We start from the raw sequence: 18,603 nt of genomic DNA on the forward strand, positions 1-18,603 counted from the left end.
GAAAAGGCCCGGCGGAGCGATCCGCCGGGCCTTTTCTATTGGACAAAAGGAAAGGGCGTATCAGCCTTTGACGATCACGCCGTAAACAATGTTGTGGTTTGCGCCGAAGAAGACATTCGCGTCAATGATCGAGTTGTCCACGCTTCCTTCGATGATGTTCCAGATCTGCTTTTCCGATCGAAGCAACAGCGGCCAGTTCATAAAGGTCTCCATATAGCCGTCCACGCCGATTCCCTGGGCGAAATTCGCAAAGAGAAATACGCCGTTCGGCTTTAGCAGCCGCAGGCACCGCTGCGTCAGCTTCAGCGCCACGTTCTGGGCGAGGTAGTCGTACAGCCCTGCGGCATAGACGAAATCAAAGGTCCCAAGCTTGGAACTGTCGCCGAGCAATGCCCGCACCGATCCATCCATCGGCATCACCGCCGTCCCGCTATATTCGTTGCGGATCGATTCGATGCTGCGGGGGTCCTGATCCAGCGCAACCCAGCGCTTTATGCGCTTTTCGCGCAGGGCTACCGAATGCTCCGCTTCTCGAAGATGGCCGGCTGCGATGGTGAATATCTCGGTCTGCTTTCCGGCCGCGTCCGCAATCTCGTCGACCCGCGCGGTGAGAATGTCGCGCCGCTCGCGCACCGCCACCGAAGAAGACGCATCCTTTGTATAGTCGTAAAGCGCGCGCCCGACATCGCTCGCCTCCGCTATCCTGGGTTCGATGCTTGGATGGCCGTAGATGAAATCCAGCAGCGAGGCATCTCCGGAATAGCCGCGCGGCTTGGTGAACGACCAATGCGTGAATGGGTCCTGAAGGAAAAACTGCGCAACGGCATGCTGTTGCGCGAGAGGAATCAGCGCCTGCCAGACAACGGCTGGATATTTGAGGCGAATCTTGTGAAGCTCCAGCGCCACCCGCTCGATGATCGAAGCCGGCGCTGCCTCTCCCAGAAATTGCTGGTGGGCAAAGTTCAGTATCAGGGCAAGATGCGCCGAAGCTTCTTCAAACTGCGCATCCACGGAGACCGGGCGCGGATGTGCGAACTCTCGCAGAAATGCCTCGGGAGTGATCAGGCTTTTGCCATCGAATGCAAATTCAGCCAATTGAGGTAACCTTTTCATAAAATGCTGTATCGGGACGGGCACTTATGTTCAGTCGCGATTGGCCAATCGATGCCAAAGCTGGCCGAAAATTCGTGTCCCACCTTTTACCATGACACTTCATGGTTAATTTAGCTAAAATTTGCTTTGTTGCACTAGCATTCCTTAAGACCTGACCCTCTAGAAGTTCGTGCAGCGCCAACGGGTCATTAGCTAGGATGGGGACCCATAGATCTTGACGGGAATGGCGCCTGAAACGGCAATGAGATGCGAGGAGCGGAGCGAAGGCCGATGGGGTTCGATCGTCCGAACGGTTCGGCACGAAAGGCTGCGGCCGTTTGCACGTCTTTCAGGTGCCGCGCTTCGGCTCGGGCTGAATATTGGGAAATATTTAAACGCGAACCATATAACCTGCGCCATTCTTTCGCATGCGGGGGTCGGTTGCTTCACATCATTCCGGCAAGATTCACGGGTAGGCATCAAAGGCTTTTTCGAGGGGAGCTCGTTGCTAGATACCCGTGACGTTTGCGGATCCAGAACAAGGACGGCTTACGCCCGGATTCCTGCCGGGGGGCGCGGCCGATGAATCCTATTCCCTCTGAATTCAGCGATCTTGAACTCAACGAAGCGCGTGTATCCCTTTCGCCCGAGGAATTGCGGGCGCGCTATCGCGCCCGCGACGACGAGACCCGCCGCAGCGAGGCCCGCAAGGGCCTTTGGATCGCCGTTACCGTTTATTTGCTGTTTGCCTTCCCCGACATGCTGCTCATACCGGACGTGGCCAAATATACGATTGCCGCACGCTTCGCCATCGGGACGCTGGTTCTCGCGGTCATGGAGCTGCAGTTCCGCTGGAAGATCCAGACCTCATGGCTTGATCTTACATGTGCGCTCGCGCTGGTTTCGGGCTATCTCGTCTGGTTGCTGCCGGCGATGGGCACGACCTACACCTATACGTTCTCCTACTACATGATCTTCGGATCGATATTCATGATGGGAGCGAATCTCTTTTTCAGCCTTCAGTTCCTGATCTCGGTCGTGTCGTCCGGCGTCATCCTGCTGATATTCCTCGTGGCCATGTTCGATTTCTCCAACGACTGGACTTATCGGCTGACCATGGTGATCTTCTATGTCTCCTGCTACACATTCACATCGCACGTAAACCTGAAGTTGAACCGGGAGCGCTACAATGTGTTCCTGAAGGCGCTTGAAGCAGAGGCCCGGCAGAACGAGGCCATCGAACGCGGCAAGGCGCTCCTTCGCCTGTCAAGGACGGATTCCCTGACGGGGCTGAAGAACCGCCGCGCCATCGACGAGAGCCTGCGCGACTACTGGCGGGCATGGAAACAGTCGGGCAGGAACTTTGCCGCGATCCTCATCGATGTGGATCACTTCAAGAAATTCAACGACTATTACGGGCATCAGGAAGGCGATGGCTGCCTGGTGTTTGTCGCGGATGCGCTGAGCAATGCGCTCAAGGGCCATGAGGCAACGATCGGCAGGTATGGCGGCGAGGAATTCCTTGTCCTCGCGCGTGCCCGAAGCCGCAAGCAGATCGCGGACCTTTGCGAAATCATGCGCCGTGCGGTCGAGGACATGGGCCTCGTGCATGAAAAGCGCCATGACGGCTCTTCCGTGGTGACCGTGAGCATCGGTGCCGCGTTCACGCGCAAGCAGATCGGAACGAAATTCGAGAAGATCATCCATGAGGCCGATCGAGCGCTTTATCTTGCAAAGGCGCATGGCCGCAATTGCGCGCGGCTGTTCGACCCCAATGACCTGGAATTCGGGGAGGAGAGCGAGGACATTGCGCTGTGGCTCAAGATTGCCCTTTCGCAGGACCTCGTCTCGCTCGTCTATCAACCGATCCTGGACATCCGAACCGGCAGGATCGAGGCGGCGGAAGCTCTGATGCGGCTCAAGGCGCCGGACGGCAGCTCGATCTCGCCCAATCTTTTCGTGCCCATTGCGGAACGAACGGGAGCGATCATCGAGCTTGGACGATGGGCAATCGAACAGGCCTGCAACGAAATGCTTGTGGAAGACCGGATCGATCTGGTGACGGTCAATGTCTCGCCCATCCAGTTGAAAGCTGCCGGTTTTGCCCAGTCGGTGGCGACGATTCTGTCCGAGACCGGCGTGTCGGGCAAACGGCTCGCCTTCGAAATCACGGAGGGCCTCGATCTGGAACGCCAGCCGGAAATCGCCGAATGCATCAGCGACCTGCGTGCGCTCGGCATCAATATCTGGCTGGACGATTTCGGCACCGGCTTTGCCAGCCTGTCGTGGCTGAGGCTGATCGATTTCGATACGGTCAAGATCGACCGCTCATTCCTGCATGACGCGGCGCTGCCACGCGGCCGGGCCATGTTCCAGGACATGATCAGTCTGGTCCGCAATCACGGGCACAATATTCTCATCGAAGGCGTCGAGACCGAGGAGCAGATGACGTTGCTGCGCAAGCTCGGCATCGACAAGGCGCAAGGCTTTCTGGTTGGAAGGCCGGCTCCGGCGCGCACATTCCCGGCGCGCAACCCTGTCCAGCCGGAAGTCCCGGCGCGCAGGCTCGCATAGAGGTTCACCAAAAGCGAACCGCCGCGGTCTTGTCCGCGGCGGCTCAAATCCTGAAAAGCATCGGCGCGCCCGCCAGGGGCTCAGCCGCTCATTGGGTGGTCATGATATCCTTGCGCCAGAGGTCCAGCCACTCATCGCGCTTGGAAGCGAAATAATCCCAATCCATGGGTATCGCCTTTTCCATCACGTCGGGACGCGAAGCAGTCCGCTTCAGGATTTCCGGTGGAAGCTCCGCCTTTGAGTTGGTCGGCGCATAGGCCATCAGCGAGCTGAAACGCGCCTGCACATCAGGCCGCAGTGCATAGTTCATGAACTGCTGGGCTTCCTTCGGGTTGGGGCCGTTTGCAACCTGATTGATTGTGTTGATCTGGAACACGGTGCCCTCCGCAGGAGGAACGATGGCCAGCTTGCCGCCCGAAAGATCGGCATAATATTGCGCGAACGAATTCCAGCCGATGCCGATCTTGGCTGTGCCGTTCATCACGACGGTATAGACGTCAGGGGCAGGCGCCCATGTCTGTACCGATGGAGCCAGCTCGACAAGTTTGGCAATCGCAAGATCGACGTTCTGCTTGTAGTCGCCGCCAAGCGATTTGTTCAGCACGACGGTCGGCATCAGCGCGTCCATCGAGCGTCCCGGCCAGGCAATCTCGCCCTTGAACTCCGGCTTCCACAGATCGGCCAGCGCGGTGGGGGCCTGCGGGACCCGCTCCGTATTGTAGATGATGCCGATATAGTCGAAGGTGAGGCCGGGGCCGAACGGCTTGTTGACGTGCGCCGCCTCGTACAGGTCATTGATATTGGTCACGACCGAAGCATCCACCTCGGTGAATATTCCTTCCTTGTTTCCGCTGCGGCCCGTGCTTGTATCCATGATCGAAAGATCGATTGTCGGATTGCCCTTCTGCGCGCGCAGGATTCCGATCTGTTCCGCAGAGGTGCTGGCAGGGGTGTAATTCACCTTGATGCCTGTCTCTTGTTCGAACGGTTCGATCACAGCTTTCCTGTAGTTGGTCTCGAACCGGGCGTCATACGCCATCAGATTGACTTCGGCTGCCATCGCAGACCCGATTGCCGTCGATGCGGCCAACAGGGCCGCGAGCGCCGGGAGCGCCAGTTTCATTTTCATCAATGTGCTCCTCCACTTATCTGCCATCCTTTCTCCTCCAAGAGCGGATGACACTCCAACCAGGCGGCTGATCAAGCGATGACGCACAACTGTCCGTCCAATGAAAGCTTTAGCCTGAAGCAGCCGAAAATAGGTATCATCTATAAGACAGGCTGTGTCAATATTGAACTGGGTCCGCGCTCCGGCCCGACTCCGGCACAATCCGGGGAGACTTTGCATCCGGCGCGGAGCCATCACTATAGCTTGTCAGTTCCCGACAAACTGTCCTCAGGGCAAGTTCCGCATCGATTGCAGCATGAAGGCGGGCTTAACGACGCTTGACAATAGATGTATTAAAAATAATACTTTTATGGACGGCTGGCGCCTGGCAGGAGGGCATGGGCATTCGTCAACCACGTGGACGCGGTCCAACGCCGTCATGTTTTTGAATGTTAGGGAGGAAATCGCATGGACTTCAGGTCTGGTATTTGGGCGTCTCTGGTCCTTGGCTTGGCAGGTGCTTCGGTGATTGCGGCGCCGGCATCAGCGGCAGAGGTCAATTTCATGGGCTACATCGCCCGCTTCGAGGACAACTATAAGAAGGCGGTGATCGAACCTTTCGAGCAGGAGACCGGTATCAAGGTGAACTATATCGCCGCTGGGAACTCGGCGGAGCAGATCGCCATTCTTCGTTCGCAGAAAGACAACCCGCAGGTCGATCTTTCAATCATCGATGTCAGCGTCGCCCGCAGCGGCAACCAGGAAGGCATTTTCGCCGAAGTCGATCCCAGCATCGTGACGAACATGGCGGACCTCAATCCCGTCGCCCTTGCGAACAAACCATATGGTCCGGGCGTGACCTTCGACTATGTCGGCATGCTCTACAATACGGACCGGGTTCCGACTCCGCCGACGGCGATCGCCGACCTCTGGGGTCCGGACTACAAGGGTGAGATCGCATGGGCGGCCGGCACGATGGACATGCTGATGCCGTTGATCGCCTACAACAAGTCGCTCGGTGGCGACTATATGCAAAACATCGATCTCGCCATCGACAAGCTCGCCGAACTTGCCCCCAGTGTGCAGACATTCGCGCCCGCGCCCGACGTCTACACCGTGGTCATGAACGGCACCGCGAAGGTCGGCTTCGGCTGGAACTCGTTCGCGCAATATTACGCCGATCTTTCGAAGGGCAAGCTCGGCATCGTCGCGCCCAAGGAAGGCACGGTTTTCCAGATCAACACGCTCAACCTCGTCAAGGGCGGGCCCAATCCGAAGGAAGCGCAGGAGTTCATGAACTACGCGTTGCGGCCGGACGTGCAGGCGCGGTTCAGTGCGCTCATGGCCTATGCGCCGACCAACACCAAGGCGGAGCTTCCACCGGAGATCCTGGAACGCACGGCCGTGCGCCCGGACATCCTCGAAAAGACGATCCCGCTGGACTGGACCTACCTCGCCTCCAAGCGCGAGGGGTGGAACAACGAAATCCGCCGCCGGGCAATGAGCCAATAGGCGGGCGTCGGCCAGACGTGCGGGGTTTCGGGATCGCAGGGTCCCGAGACCCCTCATTTCACTTCGCCAGCAGGGACAATTCGACATGGCGCGGCAGACAACCGTCCTGATAAGCGGCGCATCCTCGGGCGTCGGCCTTGCGCTTGCCACCATGCTGCACGGCCTCGGCTATCGCGTCGTCGCGGTCGCCCGCCATGTCAAAACGCTCAACGCGCTCGCAGCGAACGGCGTCGACGTGCGCAGCCTCGACATCCGAGACCGCCCGTCGCTGGAGGCGCTGGTCGAAAGCGTGCAGCCGGACGTACTCGTCTGCAATGCGGCAATCGCACGTTTCGGGCCGCTCGGCGGCGCGCCCGTATCGGACATAGACGATCAGGTTCAGACCAATCTGGTTGCCGTGATGGACCTCGTGCGTCTCGCACTGCCGGGCATGAGGACGAGAAAGCGCGGCCATCTGGTCATATTGTCATCCCAGTCCGGTCACTATCCCTCCGCCAACCAGACGGTCTATGCGACGACAAAGGCGGCGCTGGCGATGCTCGTCAGTCAATTGCGGCTCGAACTGCTCGGCACCCCCGTCCGGGTGACGGAGATCATCCCCGGAAGGACGCGAACCAATATCTTCAACGATGCGGTCGGCGACGCCGACGAAGCGAGGCGGCGCTTCTTTGACGGCATACAGCCGCTCGAACCTTCCGACGTGGCGGATGCAATCCGCTACGTCATTGAAGCGCCCGCGCATGTGAATGTGACGCGGCTGGAAATCCTCCCCGTCGGACAGGTGCCGGGCGGCCTTTCGACCGTTGCGGTCGAATAGGCTAGGGTCGGGACCCTAGACGGCTGTCACCGCCGCGCGACCAAGGCCCGAAACCTGAGCGGTCACATGAACGCCCGCCTTCAGTTCAACCGCCGCCGTGGCGGCGCCCGCGAGGACGATGGAGCCTGCCTCCAGCGAAGCGCCGATCATTTCGGCCAGCCTCGCCGCCTCGACCAGCGCCCGCAGCGGGTGGCCGAGGATAGCCGCCGACGAGCCGATCTGCACCGGCCTGCCGTTGAAATTAAGCGTCATCGCAAGGTTTCCGATATCCCTGTCGAGCGGTGACGGCGGGCCGAGCACGAACCCGGCGGCCGAGGTGTTGTCGGCCACGACATCGGGCAGGGTGAACTTGAAGTCGATATAGCGGCTGTCGATGATCTCCAGCCCCGGCATCACGGCCTCGACCGCAGCGGCGGCTTCGGCAAGGCTGACCTTCCCTTCGAGACGCCGCCTGAGCAGGAACGCAATCTCGGGCTCGATGCGCGGATGGATGAATCTGTCGATCGAAACTTCGCCGCCGTCGGAAATCTGCATGGCGTCGGTCAACCGCCCGACGATCACCTCGTTGACGTTTACCTGCTGCATTTTTGCGCGGCTCGTCAGTCCGAGCTTCAGCCCGACCGGGCGTTCGCCGCGTTCGAGCCTGCGGCGGATCGATTGCGCCTGTATCGTGTATCCGTCCGTTCCGTCGAGATCGGGGTTTGAAAGGGTAAGCTGCTCGACCGCCGTCGCCTTGAGGGCGGCGTCGTCGACGATTGCAGCGAGAGAGGCGTGAACGCTCATGTCCCGGCTCCTTCCATGTCTTTCCTGAGGTCCAGCGCGACGTCGAGGATCATGTCCTCCTGGCCACCAACCATCTTGCGCCGTCCAAGCTCCATGAGGATGCGTCCTACATCGATCCCGGTTTGCGCGGATGCCGATTCGGCGTGGCGCAGGAAGCTCGAATAGACGCCCGCATAGCCCAGCATCAGCGATTGTCCGTCGACGCGCACGGGCCTGTCCTGCAACGGCCTGACAAGTCGCTCCGCTGCATCGATCAGCCTGTTGAGATCGCAGGAATGCTCGAAGCCATACCGGTCGGCAACGGCGATCAAGGGTTCGAGCGGCGCGTTGCCCGCGCCCGCGCCCATGCCGGTGAGCGAGGCGTCCACCCGCTTCGCGCCATGTTCGGCGGCGACGATGGTGTTGGCAACGCCGAGGGTGAGATTGTGGTGGGCGTGGATGCCGATCTCGGTCGCCTCGTCCAGCACCTGCCTGTAGGCGTCGATCCGCGCCGTTACCCCGGCCATCGTCAGCGCGCCGCCTGAATCCGTCACATAGACGCAGTGCGCGCCATAGCTTTCCATCAGCCTGGCCTGCGCGGCCAGCGCCGCCGGCTCCGACATGTGGGACATCATCAGGAAGCCCGAGGCGTCGATGCCGAGCTTGCGCGCGGCCCCGATGTGCTGGAGCGCAATGTCGGCTTCCGTGCAATGCGTGGCAACGCGAACCGACGCAATGCCGAGATCGACGGCCCTGCGCAAATCCTCCACCGTGCCGATGCCGGGGATCAGCAGCGTGGTCAGCCGCGCCCGCTTCACCACTTTCGCGGCGGCCTCGATCCAGGCCCAGTCGGTGTGCACGCCGAAGCCGTAGTTCAAGCTCGATCCGGCAAGCCCGTCACCATGCGAGATTTCGATGGCGTCCACGCCTGCTTCATCCAGCGCCTGTGCGATCTCGCGCACATGGCCGACCTCATAGCGATGGCGGATTGCATGCATGCCGTCCCGCAGAGTCACGTCCTGCACATAGAGACGCTTGTTGGCGCAACTTTTCATGCCGCTTCCTCCTGCAACAGCCCCGCAAGCGTGTCTCCGGTCCTGAGCGCGGCGGAGGTCATGATGTCGAGGTTGCCCGCATAGGCGGGCAAATAGTGCGCGGCGCCCTCGACCTCGAGGAACACGGAAACCTTGAGGCCGGAGAACGGCTCCTCGCCGTCAGGCGAGGGCAGGGGGCTGTTGTGGCTGATCGTTTCGAACTGCACCTCCTGCTTCAGCCTGTAGCCGGGCACATAGGCCGCGACCTCGGCGACCATCTCTTCAATCGAGGACCGTATGCTGTCGCGGTCGCCTTCGCGGACGAGGCAAAAAATCGTGTCGCGCATGACCATGGGCGGTTCCGCCGGGTTGAGGACGATGATCGCCTTGCCGCGCTTTGCGCCTCCGACGCTCTCGATGGCGCGGGCGGTCGTCACGGTGAACTCGTCGATGTTCGCGCGTGTGCCCGGACCCGCCGATTTCGACGCGATGGAGGCGACGATTTCCGCATAGGCGACCGGAGCGACCCGGCTGACCGCGTGAACGATCGGGATCGTGGCCTGCCCGCCGCATGTGACCATGTTGATGTTGGGCGCATGCCGCTCGACATTCATGTTGACCGCCGGCACGACATAAGGCCCGACCGCCGCGGGCGTCAGATCGATCAGGCGTCGTCCGAGCGGGCGCAGCATCGCATCGTTGGCGATATGGGCGGCAGCGCTGGTGGCGTCGAAAACAATCGCCACATCCTTGAACTCGGGCATCGCGATCAATCCCTCGACGCCCTTGTGCGTGGTCGCGATGCCGAGGCGGCGGGCGCGCGCCAGCCCGTCCGAATCCGGGTCGATGCCCACCATGGCCACCACTCGCAGCCTTTTGGAAAGCCTGCTGATCTTGATCATGAGGTCGGTGCCGATATTGCCCGAACCGACAATCGCACACCCGATCTTGCTTGCGCTCATCATCATGCTCCGTTTGCAAAGCCGACGGACACACTTCCAAGGCCCTCGATGCGCGCCTCGAAGAAGTCGCCCGGCTCCGCCGGTATCATCGGCCCAAGCGCGCCGGAAAGCACGACGTCTCCCCGCCTCAGGGGTCGTCCGGCCTTGGCCATGACGCGGGCCAGCCAGAGCGTCGAATTGACGGGGGAGCCGAGGCAGGCGACGCCCGCGCCGACCGATACCGGCTCGCCGCGCCGCTCCATCACCATGCCGCAGCCGCGAATATCGATCTCGCTCAGGCGTCGCGGCTCGTGGCCGAGCGCGAACATGCCGGACGAGGCATTGTCCGCAATGGTGTCGGCGATGCGGATGTTCCAGCCCGCGATGCGGCTGCCCACGATCTCGATGGAGGCCAGCACGAAGTCGGTGGCCCGGATGATGTCCGCCGTGGTCAGGCGTTCGTCGTCGAGATCGTCGCCCATGACGAAGGCGACTTCTGCCTCGCATCGCGGCTGCAACACCGCGCCGAAGGGAATGTCGCTGCCGCTCGGCACGTCCATGTCGTCGAACAGCATGCCATAGTCCGGCTGGTCGACGCCGAGTTGCTTCTGGATCGCCTGCGCGGTCAACCCGATCTTGCGCCCGACAATGCGGCGGCCCGACGCCAGCCGCGCTTCCGTCAACCTTTCCTGAACGGCATAGGCCGCCGCCACGTCGGCAAGGTCGATAAGGTCGCGCACCGGCTCGCAGGGCACACCGTCGCGCACCGCCGCCGCAAGGCGGTCAGCGGCTGCGGCGATTGCCTCAGGGGTCGCGTTCTGCGGCATGTTCCCACTCCTCCCGGTGTCTACATCCATATGAAATGTATTACGTGTGATACATGTTGTGTCAAGCGAGCGCGCCGCGCGTCGGCGTCAATCCTCGCCGCCGACCCTGTTCCGAAGCGTGCCTATGCCTGCGATCTCGACTTCGACCGAATCGCCCGGCACCATGTCGCCCGGCATGAGGTCAGTTCCCATCCAGAGCACGTCTCCCGGATAAAGCGTCATGTAGCGGCTCATCAGGCTGAGATGGTCGGCGACGCCGAACAGCATGTCGTTTGTCCTGAACGAGGCCGCTTCCTGGCCGTTGAGGCGCACCGTCGTGTGCAGCCGATCCAGCTCGACATCGGTTTCGATCCACGGCCCCATCGGCTTGAAAGTGTCGCTGTTCTTGGCCCGCCACAGCGTGCGGTCGATACCCTGCCAGCGACGCTCGCTCACATCATTGCCGATCGTGTAGCCAAATACACAGGACAGCGCATTTTCCTTCGTGAGGTTGCGCGCCTGCCTGCCGATCACCACCACAAGCTCGCCTTCGAACTGGACCTTTCCGGATGAATCCTTCGGTATCACGATCTGCGTGTCGTGCGCGGTGAGCGCGCTGACGCCGCGATAGTTCACGTCCGGCTTCTCCGGCAGCTTGAAGGCCGTCCCCGCCAGTTCCGCCTGCTGTCGCGCATGGACGAGATAGTTGATCCCCGCTGTGTAGAAGGTGCGGGGAATGAGCGGGATGTCGATCGTCACCGAGCCGAGCGGCAGCTTCCGTCCGGTACGGCTGTAGTGTGCGAACATGTCGCCCGAAATCTCGGCGATCTCATCCCCTTCGAGAATGCCGCAATGGCTCTCGCCATCCGAAACATACCGCAACCATCGCATCCGAAGCCTCCCCTGCAAGCATGCGTCAAGCGCGCACATTGACTGTAGAAGTCTTATCTATAATACTTATTTTTGAGCTGCAAGCGAAGCTGCGGCACATGATCAGGGAGTGAAACCGGAATGTCCGAACGTTCGAAGAATTTCTATGTCAGCCGCGCAAAGGGCGCGGTTTTTCATCAGGCGTCGCAGCCCACCTACATCGAGGGCACGCATGGGTCCCGCGTTTTCAACGAGTATCGCGATCTCGGGTTGAAGGAGGCGACCGGAGGAAAGTATTTCGCGCATATCGTGCATCCCAAGATTCCCAAGGAAGAACGCGTGAAGCTGCCCTTTGGCGGCGGCACCGGACCGCACCAGCATACGGTCGATTTCCAGTGCGTGCTCGTCCTGCGGGGATGGGTGCGGTTCGAGATCGAGGACCATGGCGAATATGTGCTTCACCCCGGCGATTTCCTCTATCTCCCGCCGCACATCTATCATGGCGTGCTTGACTATTCCGACGACCTCGAAACCTTCGAAATCCTGTCGCCCGCCGAGTACGACACCAACACGATCGACAAGATTCCGGGCAAGACCGACGAAGTTTCTCTGGAATAGCACCGCGCTTTTCGTCCAGATTGACAGGCCCTGATACCAAGCTGGGGGACGGCCCGTGCAGCGTACGCTCAAGCCGCTTGCCGAAAACACCATTGATGTCCTCAAATCGGTCAGCACCGCGACGATCACATCGCAACTGCGCAAGCGCGGCATTCGCAACGTCCTTATCGTCGGTGCGAAGCCGCTGAACAGCACGCCGCGCACGTTCGCCGGAGAAGCCTTTACGCTTCGCTTCATCCCGATGCGCGAGGACCTCAGCCAGGGCGACGTTCTGTCGAACCCGGACTATCCGCCCCGCAAGGCAATCGAGACCGTCCCGCCGGGGCACGTCCTCGTCGTCGATTGCCGGGGCGATGTCCGGGCGGGCGTGCTCGGCGATATTCTCGCGCTTCGCCTTCAGGTGCGCGGGGTCGCCGCCGTCGTCAGCGACGGGCCGATGCGCGACGTGCGCGAACTGCGGGAAATGGACCTGCCCATCTACTGCAATGGGGCTGCTGCCCCGCCCACGCTGACTGCGCATTTCGGGGCGGATCTCGGCTGCGCCATCGGTTGCGGCGGTGTGGCGGTGATGCAGGGCGACGTGCTCGCCGGCGACGAGGATGGCGTGGTGGTCGTGCCGCGTGATCTTGCCGATGAAGTTGCGCGCGACAGCCGCGAGCAGGAGGATCTTGAGGTTTATCTCAAGAGCCGGATCGCGGAGGGCAACTCCATCGTCGGCGTCTATCCGCCGAGCGAGGAAATTCTCGCGGCGTATCGGCGCGAGCGCGACACGAAAAAATAAGCGATGCCTTATGGGGCTTCGGAGTTGGCCGGGCTTTCGAGCTGGGCGGCGCTTGTCCATGACGCCGCGCTGCCGTCTGCCGGGCGCTCAAGATCGAGCTGGAATGTGTAGCGGTCGGGCCTGTAAAGGCCGATATTGACGTCGAGCGCGCGGCCCGTTTCGTCGAAGATGACACGTTCCATCAGCGTGACGGCGGAGCCGATCGGAACGTCGAGGTACTTTGCCACATTCGGGTCCGCCAGCCGCGAGGTCACGACCTGCTCGACGCGCGCGACCCTCACGCCGGTCTTTTCGAGCAATGGCAGCATGGGTCCCTTGTCCAGGTCCGCCTTGGTGAAGGTCCTGCCGATCTCTTCGCGCAGATAGCCGGTGACATAGGAGAAGGGCGCGCCCTTCGACGTGTAGAGGCGCGTCGTGCGCAGCACCACGCCGCCGGGTCCGATGCCCAGCCGGTCGGCTATTTCAGGCGACGGCACGGTGTATTCGAACTCCAGCACCTTGGCCTTGGTTCGCAGGCCGAGTTGCACGAGGCTGTCGAGGAAACCCCTCATATCCGCCGGGGCCGCTTTCGAGACGAGCGGCTTCGGCGGTATCGGAAACGTACCCCGCCCCTTTTCGCGCGAGATCAGCCCGTCGCTCTCCAGCTTTTCAAGCGTGGCACGGATCGTGACCCGGGACACGCCATACTGCTCGGCAAGGGCGACTTCGCTCGGGATCGCCTGATTGACGGGAAACTCGCCACCGAGCAGCTTTTCGCGCAGCACCATGTAGATCTGGTGATAGAGAGCGAGCGGCATCGGCCCTTTGCGCGTCATTTCAAAGTCCTTCCCGTGCACAAATGCGTGCCCCAAAATTCCGTTGCTGCTCCCGGCGATGGTCCCTCGTCAAAGAAAAAGCGTCGCGTGCTTGCTCAATGAAAAGTCTATGAAACGCTCTATATTCGTGTTCCCGGAAATTGGAACAATGGTGAAGTTGGAACCCGTTGATTTATCCAACATTTTTTGATCTCCCGAGAGGGCGCAACTTGTCGCCGCCCCCGAACAATTCAATGCCGGCCCAGTCCTTTCATCAATCCCACCGTCCGTTCGACCGCAAGGACGATGACGATGGTGATCAGGATGAGGACCACCGACAAGGCGGCAATCTGCGCGTCGGTATGGCTCTGCGTGTACCTGAACAGCGCCACCGGCAGCGTGTTCACGCTGGTGCCCACGATGAACAGCGATACGGTCACCTCGTCGAAGGACAACAGGAAGCTGAGGCCCGCCGCCGCGAGAATGGCCGGTCGCAGCAATGGCAGCGTGATGCGCATAAAGACCCTGACCGGCGTCGCGCCGAGCGTCGACGCCGCGGCTTCCACTTCGGCGGGCATGGTGTTCAGCGCGGTCAGGAGTATGCGGATGACGAATGGGACCACCAGCACGGTGTGCGCGACGATCAGGCCGAAATAGCTGCCCAGAAGGCCGAAATAGACCAGCACCAGCAGAAGGCCGAGCGCAAACACGATGTTTGGCACGATCAGCGGCGAGGTGAACAGCGCCAGCAGCGTGTCGCGGCCCGGCAGCGGCAGCCGTGCAATGGCATAGGCAGCGGGAATGCCGACCGCCAGCGCCAGCACGGTGACGATGACGCCGATGATGAGGCTGTTTTGCGCGCCCGCCACGAAAGCCCTGTTCTGGAGAATGTTCCAATAGGCTTCCACGCCCCATGTCTGCGGCGGGAACATGATGTAGGGGTCGTTGGTGAACGACATCATGATGACCGGAAACACCGGGGCCAGGAGGAAGATGAACAGCAGCGTGATGAGAATGCGGTTCAGCCAGACGGCGAGCGGGGAAGGGCGCATCACAGGACCTCCCAGCGACGGCTGATCCGGTTGTAGAAAACCAGCACCACCACGAAGAACACCAGCGTCACCACCGACATGGCCGCCGCGAGCGGCCAGTTGAGAACGGCAATCGCCTGATTGTAGATCTCGGTCGCGACCACGAAAACCCGGCCGCCCCCGAGCAGGCTCGGCGTCACGAAGGCGCTCATGGTCAGCACGAAGGACAGGAGGCAGCCCAGCCCGACGCCGGGCAGGCTCAGCGGCAGCGTGACGCGCAGGAACCTGCGCATCGGCGTCGCCCCCAGCGAGGCGGCGGCCTCCTCGAGCGTCGGGTCGATCCTGTTGAACCCCGCGATAAGCCCGAGCGCCATATAGGGCATCATGATCTCGGTCAGGCCGATCACCGTGCCGGTATAGTTGTTGAACAGGCGCAGGGTCGGCAGGTCGAGCATGCGCAGGACGGAATTTACCCAGCCCGCATCGCCCAGAATGACCATCCAGCCATAGGTGCGCACAACCGCGCTGACCAGCAACGGCGCGATGGTGATGACGACCAGCACCGACCGCCAGCGGCTCTCCGTGCGGTGCAGGAAGAGCGCGATCGGATAGGTCACCAGCAGTGCGAGTATGGTCACCGTAACGGCAAGCTGGATCGAGCGCAGGGCGGCGCTGCGATAGAAGGGGTCGCCGAAGAACTGGGCATAGCTATCGAAGGTGAAGCCTTCGAGCAGCGTGCTGCCCTCGATCACGGGCTGGAAGGAAATCCGCCCGATCCAGATAAGCGGCACGAGAAAGCCGAGACCGATGAGCAGCATCATGGGCAGCGTCAGAAGGACGGCCTCGCCGCTTTTCCTCAGCGCCTTGCGGTCGGTGATCGCTCGCTTCTCCATCAGTTCGCCTCGCTTTCGGCATAGGCCAGCGTGTCGGCGACGTCGCACCACAGCGAAATCCGGTCGCCGGGAGAGAGATTTTTCCATTCAGGGTGATGGCTCGGGCATTCGGCGAGGATCGTCTTGCCCGCGATCTTCGCGTAGACCTGCGCGTAGCCGCCCGAATAGACGACTTTCGAAACTTCGCCGTCGAGACGCGTTGCGTCCCCTTTTGCTCCCCCACCCTTTGCACCAAAATGCAGTTTGTGCGGGCGGAACATCACGGTGACGCGCTCTCCATCCTTGAAGGCGCGCGGAACCCAGATCTCGCCAGTGCCCTCGACGCCGACCAGCGTGCGATCGCCTTGCCTGCGAAGGGCCACGCCGTCGAGCCGGTTCACACGCCCGATGAAGGCGGCGACTTCAGCCGTCGCGGGTTGCTCGTAGAGTTCTGTCGGAATGGCGCTCTGGATGATCTGCCCGCGCTGCATGACCGCGACGCGGTCCGACATCGTCAGCGCTTCCTCCTGGTCGTGCGTGACGAACACGGTGGTGATTTTGGAGCGCAGCTGAAGGTCGCGGATTTCCGAGCGCATCTCCTCGCGCAGCTTGGCGTCAAGGTTCGACAGCGGCTCGTCGAGCAGCAATATGTCCGGCCTGATGACCAGGGCGCGCGCCAGTGCGACGCGCTGCTGCTGGCCGCCCGAAAGCTGCTTGGGCATGCGCCCGCCAAGCCCTTCGAGCCGCACCATGGCCAGCGCCTCCTCAACCTGCTTGCGCGTGTTCCGCCGGGCCGCGCCCCGCATCTCCAGGCCGAACGAGATATTGTCCGCGACCGTCATATGCGGGAACAGGGCGTAGCTTTGAAACACCAGACCGGCGTTTCGGGCGTGCGCGGGGAGGTCGGTGATGTCGCGGTCGCCCACGAGCACCCGCCCGGAACTGGGCTCGATCAGACCGGCGATGATGCGCAGGGCGGTCGATTTTCCGCAACCGGACGGCCCGAGCAGGGATATGAATTCTCCCGAGCGCACGACGAGATCGATCCCGTCGAGCACATTGCGCGAACTGTCGTAGGTCTTGGTCAGAGCCTCCAGTTTTAGCTCGGCCATGAAATCCCTTCCTCCCTCGGTAGATCAGGTCGATTGGGGTCATGTTCTTCTTGCGAACACAGACCCTTCAAAAGGTATTATGTATAATACCTTTCATGTCAAGTTTGCGCAGCCCGCATCATCCTTGCCGGCGGGGCGGCGTCGCGATTGATTCCAAAATAAAGCAGCCGTGCCTAGCCGTTACAGTCTGGCCAGTTCGACAATCTCGCAGGAGAAGGAATCCGGCTGGCGGCCCGCATTGAACGCCTTGTCGGCATCGATCTGCAAGTCTTCGAGCACGGCGCGGGCGGCATGGCGGCCCGGCCAGCCGCTCACAGGACCGCCGGGATGCGTGGTGAAGCCTGTCTGGTACAGCCCCGGCACCGGCATGCGGTAGTTGGCCCAGCCCTTGACCGGCCTGTTGAGGCCCGCCTGGTCGGGCAGCATGTCGCCGCCTTGCGGATTGCCGCGCTGATAGGACGAATTCGTTGCCTCGATGTCGACCGGTGACTGCACGAACCGACCCAACTCGTCGGCGCGGTCGAATCCTTCGGTCAGGTCCGCATATTGATCGAGCAGCCATTGCGCATAGTCGGCCTTGGCGCCTTCCCAATTGCCACGGTCCCCGTTCAGGTCATAGGGCGCCAGCGTGACCAGCTTCAGCGTGGCCGCACCTGTCGGCGCACGTGACGGGTCGATCCAGGTCGAACAGGCCCCGAATATGTAAGGATCCGACATGGCAAGCTCGTTGCGGCCAATCGATTCGAACTGATTGAGCAGGCCGTCGACGGAAGCGCGACCGGTAAGAACGGCTGCCACCGAGCCTTGCACCGTCCTGATCTTATGTGGTTTCGCGAGCGCGATCTGGACCACGAACAGGGACGCCCCCGAGCGCCAGTTGCGGGATTTTTCAACGAATTCCGCCGGAAGCTGGCCGCGTGGCAGGGTGCCTTCCAGCCGTGTGAAATGCATGCTCGAAAGCACCGCCTTGCGTGCAGTGAAATGGCGTCCGTCGCTTGTCCTGACGCCCGTCGCCCTGCCTCCGTCGACAATGATTTCCTTCACCGGCGCGGATGTCAGCACCTGCCCGCCCCGGTTGCGCACGACGCCGGCCAGCGCTTCCGGCAGGCTTGACGAGCCGCCACGGGCATTGATCCATCCATGCTTCGACCAGTCGATGGGCACCGAGACAGGCAGCAGGCCGGTTCCCCTGCGGCCCAGCGGCTGCGTCGCGGCGGATGCGAACCACAGCATCATTGCCCGCACATAGTCGGTCTCGAAGCGCGTGTTGACGGTTTCGGCGGCGCTGGCGGCAACGAGCGCAACATAATCCGCCTCTGCCCCGGCTTCGTCCGCCGGGCATTCGGGAGCCTGCCCCGGCGCGTTGCGCACGCGCGCCAGATGTCGTGGCGAAATGCGCTCCCAGAACTCATAGAGGTCGAGCCATGCTTCGGCATCATGCTTTGAAAACCGGGCAATCTCCTTCGAAGTGCGATGCTTGTCGCGCCACATGGTGAGCGACTGGCCGTCCGGGAAAGAAAACACCACGACCGGATCGTGACCGATATAGGACAGCGTCGAATTGACGATTCCAAGCTCGTTGTCGGCGAGCATCGGATTGGTGAGCAGCCATGGGTGGCCCGTCGAAAACGTGTCATGCCGGAAGCCGGGCAGGGTGAGTTCCTCGGTCACCGTGCCGCCGCCGATGCGCTCGCGCGCTTCCAGCACAGTCACCGAAAGACCCGCCTTTGCGAGATAGGCCGCTGCGGTCAGGCTGTTGTGCCCGGCACCGATGACGACCACATCCGATTGAAGAGAATTGACCACCGACTGCTTCCTCCCTGAACTTTCCGTAGACACCGCTCGGACCATTCTGAAAGGAGAAAGGTATTATTCTTAA

General features: G+C 61.6%; 17 protein-coding genes. 5 read left to right on the forward strand and 12 right to left on the reverse strand.

All coding sequences use genetic code 11. From position 1 onward, the window contains the following. Nucleotides 1-60: 60 nt before the first annotated feature. Nucleotides 61-1,095: a class I SAM-dependent methyltransferase gene (locus M9924_09235; protein ID MCO5064591.1), complete on the reverse strand. Its 1,035-nt coding sequence runs from the start codon at nucleotides 1,093-1,095 to the stop codon at nucleotides 61-63. Between the two features lie 579 nt (nucleotides 1,096-1,674). Between M9924_09235 and M9924_09240 the strand changes: the two genes are divergently transcribed. After that, a complete protein-coding gene (locus M9924_09240) occupies nucleotides 1,675-3,666 on the forward strand; it encodes a GGDEF and EAL domain-containing protein (GenBank protein ID MCO5064592.1) in 1,992 nt (663 codons plus the stop codon). 88 nt (nucleotides 3,667-3,754) lie between these two features. Here M9924_09240 and M9924_09245 read toward each other — a convergent pair whose 3' ends face one another. Further along, nucleotides 3,755-4,795 carry an ABC transporter substrate-binding protein gene (locus M9924_09245; protein MCO5064593.1) on the reverse strand — a complete coding sequence of 347 codons (1,041 nt, stop codon included), beginning with the start codon at nucleotides 4,793-4,795 and terminating at the stop codon, nucleotides 3,755-3,757. 447 nt (nucleotides 4,796-5,242) lie between these two features. Between M9924_09245 and M9924_09250 the strand changes: the two genes are divergently transcribed. Together M9924_09250 and M9924_09255 are read left to right on the forward strand one after the other, a co-directional pair. Then, nucleotides 5,243-6,286, forward strand: coding sequence for an ABC transporter substrate-binding protein (locus tag M9924_09250; GenBank protein MCO5064594.1), 1,044 nt, complete (start codon nucleotides 5,243-5,245; stop codon nucleotides 6,284-6,286). 85 nt (nucleotides 6,287-6,371) lie between these two features. Further along, complete coding sequence (locus M9924_09255; protein MCO5064595.1) at nucleotides 6,372-7,103, forward strand: SDR family oxidoreductase; 732 nt, start codon at nucleotides 6,372-6,374, stop codon at nucleotides 7,101-7,103. A 15-nt stretch (nucleotides 7,104-7,118) separates the two neighbouring features. Here M9924_09255 and M9924_09260 read toward each other — a convergent pair whose 3' ends face one another. The 5 genes from M9924_09260 to M9924_09280 all read right to left on the reverse strand — a co-directional run bounded on the left by M9924_09260 (nucleotide 7,119) and on the right by M9924_09280 (nucleotide 11,537). Further along, complete coding sequence (locus M9924_09260) at nucleotides 7,119-7,886, reverse strand: fumarylacetoacetate hydrolase family protein (protein MCO5064596.1); 768 nt, start codon at nucleotides 7,884-7,886, stop codon at nucleotides 7,119-7,121. Then, nucleotides 7,883-8,920, reverse strand: coding sequence for a 4-hydroxy-2-oxovalerate aldolase (dmpG, locus tag M9924_09265; protein ID MCO5064597.1), 1,038 nt, complete (start codon nucleotides 8,918-8,920; stop codon nucleotides 7,883-7,885). Before dmpG ends, M9924_09260 begins: the two co-directional genes overlap by 4 nt. Continuing rightward, on the reverse strand, nucleotides 8,917-9,861 hold the full coding sequence (locus M9924_09270; GenBank protein MCO5064598.1) for an acetaldehyde dehydrogenase (acetylating): 945 nt from the start codon (nucleotides 9,859-9,861) through the stop codon (nucleotides 8,917-8,919). The genes dmpG and M9924_09270 overlap by 4 nt, the downstream gene beginning before the upstream one ends. 2 nt (nucleotides 9,862-9,863) lie before the next feature. Next, a complete protein-coding gene (locus M9924_09275) occupies nucleotides 9,864-10,667 on the reverse strand; it encodes a 2-keto-4-pentenoate hydratase (protein ID MCO5064599.1) in 804 nt (267 codons plus the stop codon). A gap of 87 nt (nucleotides 10,668-10,754) precedes the next feature. Further along, a complete protein-coding gene (locus M9924_09280) occupies nucleotides 10,755-11,537 on the reverse strand; it encodes a fumarylacetoacetate hydrolase family protein (protein ID MCO5064600.1) in 783 nt (260 codons plus the stop codon). Between the two features lie 120 nt (nucleotides 11,538-11,657). On the opposite strand from M9924_09280, the gene M9924_09285 reads away from it, so the two are divergent. Both M9924_09285 and M9924_09290 read left to right on the forward strand, forming a co-directional pair. Continuing rightward, entirely contained in the window at nucleotides 11,658-12,134 is a 477-nt protein-coding gene (locus M9924_09285; GenBank protein MCO5064601.1) for a cupin domain-containing protein, read from the forward strand. 55 nt (nucleotides 12,135-12,189) lie between these two features. Next, nucleotides 12,190-12,915, forward strand: coding sequence for a ribonuclease activity regulator RraA (locus M9924_09290; GenBank protein MCO5064602.1), 726 nt, complete (start codon nucleotides 12,190-12,192; stop codon nucleotides 12,913-12,915). A gap of 8 nt (nucleotides 12,916-12,923) precedes the next feature. Here the strand turns inward: M9924_09290 and M9924_09295 are convergent, their stop codons facing one another. From M9924_09295 to M9924_09315, 5 genes are all read right to left on the reverse strand, one after another. Continuing rightward, nucleotides 12,924-13,730, reverse strand: a complete 807-nt coding sequence (locus M9924_09295; protein ID MCO5064603.1) for a GntR family transcriptional regulator — start codon at nucleotides 13,728-13,730, stop codon at nucleotides 12,924-12,926. Nucleotides 13,731-13,960: 230 nt separating this feature from the next. Then, the gene (locus tag M9924_09300; GenBank protein ID MCO5064604.1) at nucleotides 13,961-14,761 is read right to left on the reverse strand and encodes an ABC transporter permease; all 801 of its coding nucleotides are present in this window, start codon (nucleotides 14,759-14,761) and stop codon (nucleotides 13,961-13,963) included. Continuing rightward, a complete protein-coding gene (locus M9924_09305; GenBank protein MCO5064605.1) occupies nucleotides 14,761-15,633 on the reverse strand; it encodes an ABC transporter permease in 873 nt (290 codons plus the stop codon). The genes M9924_09300 and M9924_09305 overlap by 1 nt, the downstream gene beginning before the upstream one ends. Next, on the reverse strand, nucleotides 15,633-16,724 hold the full coding sequence (locus M9924_09310) for an ABC transporter ATP-binding protein (GenBank protein ID MCO5064606.1): 1,092 nt from the start codon (nucleotides 16,722-16,724) through the stop codon (nucleotides 15,633-15,635). The genes M9924_09305 and M9924_09310 overlap by 1 nt, the downstream gene beginning before the upstream one ends. Before the next feature lie 180 nt (nucleotides 16,725-16,904). Further along, complete coding sequence (locus tag M9924_09315; protein MCO5064607.1) at nucleotides 16,905-18,530, reverse strand: NAD(P)/FAD-dependent oxidoreductase; 1,626 nt, start codon at nucleotides 18,528-18,530, stop codon at nucleotides 16,905-16,907. Nucleotides 18,531-18,603: the final 73 nt, after the last annotated feature.

Source organism: Rhizobiaceae bacterium (assembly GCA_023953835.1).
In the GTDB taxonomy this organism is placed as follows: Bacteria; Pseudomonadota; Alphaproteobacteria; order Rhizobiales; family Rhizobiaceae; genus Mesorhizobium_G.